We start from the raw sequence: 3,952 nt of genomic DNA on the forward strand, positions 1-3,952 counted from the left end.
CCGCCAGCCGCAGCATCACGCCGATCTGGTTGCCCGCCAGGCCAACGCCCGGCATGGCGTCCATGGTGTCGACCATGTCGTTCCAGATTTCGCGGATCTCGTCGGTGATCTCAGTCACCTCTTCGGCCTTGGAGCGCAGGCGCTTGTCAGGCCAGGGCAGGCAGGTGCGGACGGTCATGTCTGTGGTTCCCTCAGGCGCGGGCACGTTCGCGCTTCAGCTTCTGCATCTTGCGGGTGATCATCTGGCGCTTCAGCGGCTTCAGGTAATCGATGAACAGCTTGCCGTCCAAATGGTCGATTTCATGCTGCACGCAGGTCGCCCAGAGCCCGTCAAACGCCTCGCGCTGTGCGTTGCCGTCGCGGTCCATCCATTCGACCTCGACCACCTTGGGGCGGGTCACCTCGGCATATTGATCCGGGATCGACAGGCAACCTTCCTCATAGACGTTGGTTTCGTCCGAAGAGGAAATGATCTGCGGGTTGAACATCACCAGCGGGCGCGGATCGCCGTCTTCTTCCTTGACGCAATCCAGCACGATCAGCCGCTGCAGGATGCCGATCTGCGGCGCCGCCAGGCCGATGCCCGGTGCGGCGTACATGGTTTCCAGCATATCATCCGCCAGCACGCGCAAGTCATCGCTGAGGTCAGGCACGAGCGCGCAGACCTTCTTGAGGCGGGGATCGGGATGGATCAGGATCGGTCGTTTCATGGGTTTCATTTATGCGATCAGCAATCGTACCGCAACGGCCCCCTTGCACCCCGCGCTGCAGCGATTAGCTTCGCAGGCAACCATACGGGAGTTCACCACATGAATTTTGACGAGAACATCGACCGCCGCGGCACCCTCAGCAACAAATGGGATTCGATGGAGCGCATCTATGGCGTGCCCTCGGACACCGGGCTGCCGATGTGGGTGGCGGATACCGATTTTCAGGCGCCTGCACCTGTGCTGAGCAAGATCCGCGAAATGGTGGACCACGGCGTGTTCGGCTACACCGATTGCGACGGCCAGTATAAGGACGCGATCCGCTGGTGGATGAACGCCCGCCACGGCTGGGAGGTCGAGGCGGACGCGATTTTCACCGCCACTGGCCTGTGCAACGGGGTTGGCCTGTGCCTGGATACTTTCACCAATGCCGGCGACGGCGTGGTGCTGTTCACCCCGGTCTACCACGCCTTTGCCCGCGTTATCCGGGCCGCCGGCCGCGAGGTGGTGGAATGCGAGCTGGTCAACAACGACGGCCGCTACGAAATGGATTTTGCCGCCTATGACGCGCAGATGACCGGCAAGGAGACGATGCTGATTCTGTGCTCGCCGCATAACCCCGGCGGCCGGGTCTGGACCCAAGAGGAACTTCAGGGCGTGGCCGATTTCGCCAAGCGCCACAATCTGCTGCTCATCTCGGATGAAATCCACCACGATCTGGTGTTCGGCGGTGCCAAGCACATCCCGATGCCGCTGGCCGCGCCGGAGATCATGGACCGGCTCTTGATGCTGACGGCGCCGTCCAAGACCTTCAACATCGCCGGCCTGCATACCGGCCAGGTGATCATTCCCGACCCGGAGCTGCGCGCAAAGTTCAAGCAGCGGATTGCGGCGCTGTCGCTGGCGCCGAACTCGGTCGGGCAGCTGGCCACCGCCGCTGCCTATTCGCCCGAAGGGGCCGAATGGGCGGATGCCCAGGTCGCCTATATCAATGAAAACCGCAAGGTTTTCGATGCGGCCATCGCCGCCATCCCGGGCCTGAAGTCGATGCCGCTGGAGGCCACCTATCTGGCCTGGGTCGACTTCTCCGGCACCGGCATGGCCCGCAGCGAGTTTACGGCAAGGGTCGAGCAAACCGCCAAGATCGCTGCCAACCACGGCACCACCTTCGGCACCGGCGGGGAGAACTATCTGCGTTTCAACCTGGGCACCCAGAGGTCGCGGATCGAGGAGGCCTGCCAGCGCCTGGCCGAAGCCTTCTCGGACCTGCAGTAAGGTGAAGCGCCTGCTGCGCCTCTTGGCGCTGGTTGTTCTGGCCGGCGCCGCCTGGATGGCCTGGCAGGCCTTTGCCCCGCGTCCCGCACCGCCGCCGCTCGGCGCGGCGGTGGACCGGATCGACCGCATCCTGATCGAGAAATCCGCCCGCCGCCTGACCGCCAGCCGCGGCGGCGAGACGGTGCTGGAGTTCCCCATCTCGCTAGGCTTTGAACCCAGCGGCGACAAGGAACAGGAAGGCGACGGCAAAACGCCCGAGGGCATCTTCCGGATTGACCGGCGCAATCCCAACAGCGCCTATCACCTGTCACTGGGGATCGACTATCCGCAGCCTGAGGACCGCGCCCGAGCACAGGCCGCCGGCGTCAGTCCCGGCGGAGACATCTTCATCCACGGGCAGCCGAATTCAGTCGGCAATCTGATCACCCTGCCGGGCGACTGGACCGCCGGCTGCATCGCCGTCAGCAATGAACAGATGCAGACGCTCTGGCGTCTCACCCAGATTGGAACTGAGGTGGAAATCCGGCCCTAGCGCGGGTTCAAATTTTGCCCTGCGACTGGTCGAAGGGAATCAGCCCGGCAGGCGCATCCGGAGACTTGTAGAAATCCACAGGCGCCTTGTCCGACGCAGGAGTCGACCGTTTGAATTCATAACGCATCTCGCCGCCCTCTTCCTCGCTGGCGACGATCAGGCATTGCGACACATGGCGCGCACCGTCGTAGATGTCGACAAGCCCGCGCAGCATCGGCGCGGCATCAGCCTCAACCGAGAAACCGTCCTTCCACATCCGCAGAACCGGAATCAGCGTATCGTCCGCCATCACCCGCATGCGGCTTTTCCTCCGCATCCCCTGAAGGCGGGCGGTGTCCAGTGCTTCCTGTACAGCTTTGGGCACATAGGTGTTCATATTTCCGGCCTTCCGAATGCTGGGGTTTCCTTGCGTCCTTCTTTCAACGGTGCGTCACAAATAGATAAAATCAAGTGAACATTTTCGGAAATTTGACGGCTGCGCAATTTTGTTGCTCTTGTGCAGTGGCGCAGAGCCGTTGCGCGCTCCGGTGCATAGGCGCAAGGCCCGCCCCTGCATATGTTCCCCTCAGCACAGCAGCGGGAGCATGAACGATGGGCCTTTTGATCGACGGCAAGTGGCACGACAAATGGTATGACACCAAATCCACCGGCGGCGCCTTCAAGCGCAGCGAATCGCAGTTCCGCAACTGGATCACCGCTGACGGCAGCGCAGGCCCCAGCGGCTCTGGCGGCTTCAAGGCCGAAAGCGGCCGCTATCACCTATATGTCTCCCTGGCCTGCCCCTGGGCCCACCGCACCCTGATCTTCCGCAAGCTGAAGGGGCTGGAAGACCACGTTTCCGTTTCCATCGTGCATCCCGACATGATGGATGAAGGCTGGACTTTCGAAACAGACGGCAACGGCGCCACTGGCGACACGCTGTTCGGCAGCACCCGCATGCATCAGATCTACACCCGCGCCGATCCAGACTATACCGGCCGGGTGACGGTGCCGGTGCTGTGGGACAAGGAGCAGGGCACCATCGTCTCGAATGAAAGCTCTGAAATCATCCGGATGTTCAACTCGGCCTTTGACGGGATCACCGGCAACGATGATGATTACTGGCCAGAAGAGCTGCGCGAGCCGATCGAGGCTGTGAATGCCCGCATCTACGACAGTGTCAACAACGGCGTCTACAAATGCGGCTTTGCCACCACGCAAGAGGCCTATGACGCCGCGGTAGAGCCGCTGTTCGACAGCCTGGAATGGCTGGAGGACCTGCTGTCGCAGCACCGCTACCTGCTGGGCGACCAGGTGACCGAGGCCGACTGGCGGCTGTTCACCACGCTGCTGCGCTTTGATCCGGTTTACCACGTCCATTTCAAGTGCAACCGCAAGCGGCTGGTGGATTTCCCGAACCTTTGGGCCTACGTCCGTGAGCTGTATCAATGGCGGGGGG

The 3,952-nt window shown here is 62.3% G+C and carries 6 protein-coding genes; 3 read left to right on the top strand and 3 right to left on the bottom strand.

The features are described from left to right. Together RA20_RS20590 and def are read right to left on the bottom strand one after the other, a co-directional pair. A partial coding sequence (locus RA20_RS20590) for a peptide deformylase (RefSeq protein ID WP_039133133.1) occupies positions 1-178 on the bottom strand: 178 nt, incomplete at its 3' end. A 13-nt stretch (positions 179-191) separates the two neighbouring features. Further along, positions 192-710, bottom strand: a complete 519-nt coding sequence (gene def, locus RA20_RS20595) for a peptide deformylase (RefSeq protein ID WP_039133137.1) — start codon at positions 708-710, stop codon at positions 192-194. 99 nt (positions 711-809) lie between these two features. Between def and RA20_RS20600 the strand changes: the two genes are divergently transcribed. Continuing rightward, positions 810-1,982, top strand: a complete 1,173-nt coding sequence (locus RA20_RS20600; RefSeq protein ID WP_039133139.1) for a MalY/PatB family protein — start codon at positions 810-812, stop codon at positions 1,980-1,982. A gap of 1 nt (position 1,983) precedes the next feature. Next, the gene (locus RA20_RS20605) at positions 1,984-2,514 is read left to right on the top strand and encodes a L,D-transpeptidase family protein (RefSeq protein ID WP_039133142.1); all 531 of its coding nucleotides are present in this window, start codon (positions 1,984-1,986) and stop codon (positions 2,512-2,514) included. A 7-nt stretch (positions 2,515-2,521) separates the two neighbouring features. Here RA20_RS20605 and RA20_RS20610 read toward each other — a convergent pair whose 3' ends face one another. Then, positions 2,522-2,890: a hypothetical protein gene (locus tag RA20_RS20610; protein WP_039133145.1), complete on the bottom strand. Its 369-nt coding sequence runs from the start codon at positions 2,888-2,890 to the stop codon at positions 2,522-2,524. A 215-nt stretch (positions 2,891-3,105) separates the two neighbouring features. Here RA20_RS20610 and RA20_RS20615 point away from each other — a divergent pair. Next, on the top strand, positions 3,106-3,952 hold an 847-nt coding region (locus RA20_RS20615; protein WP_039133148.1), incomplete at its 3' end, for a glutathione S-transferase family protein.

Origin of the sequence: Leisingera sp. ANG-Vp (assembly GCF_000813725.1) — a bacterium.
In the GTDB taxonomy this organism is placed as follows: Bacteria; Pseudomonadota; Alphaproteobacteria; order Rhodobacterales; family Rhodobacteraceae; genus Leisingera.

Coding starts and splice junctions, on each gene's coding strand:
- def (WP_039133137.1), bottom strand. CDS start 710: ATGAAACGACCGATCCTGATCCATCCCGATCCCCGCCTCAAGAAGGTC.
- RA20_RS20600 (WP_039133139.1), top strand. CDS start 810: ATGAATTTTGACGAGAACATCGACCGCCGCGGCACCCTCAGCAACAAA.
- RA20_RS20610 (WP_039133145.1), bottom strand. CDS start 2,890: ATGAACACCTATGTGCCCAAAGCTGTACAGGAAGCACTGGACACCGCC.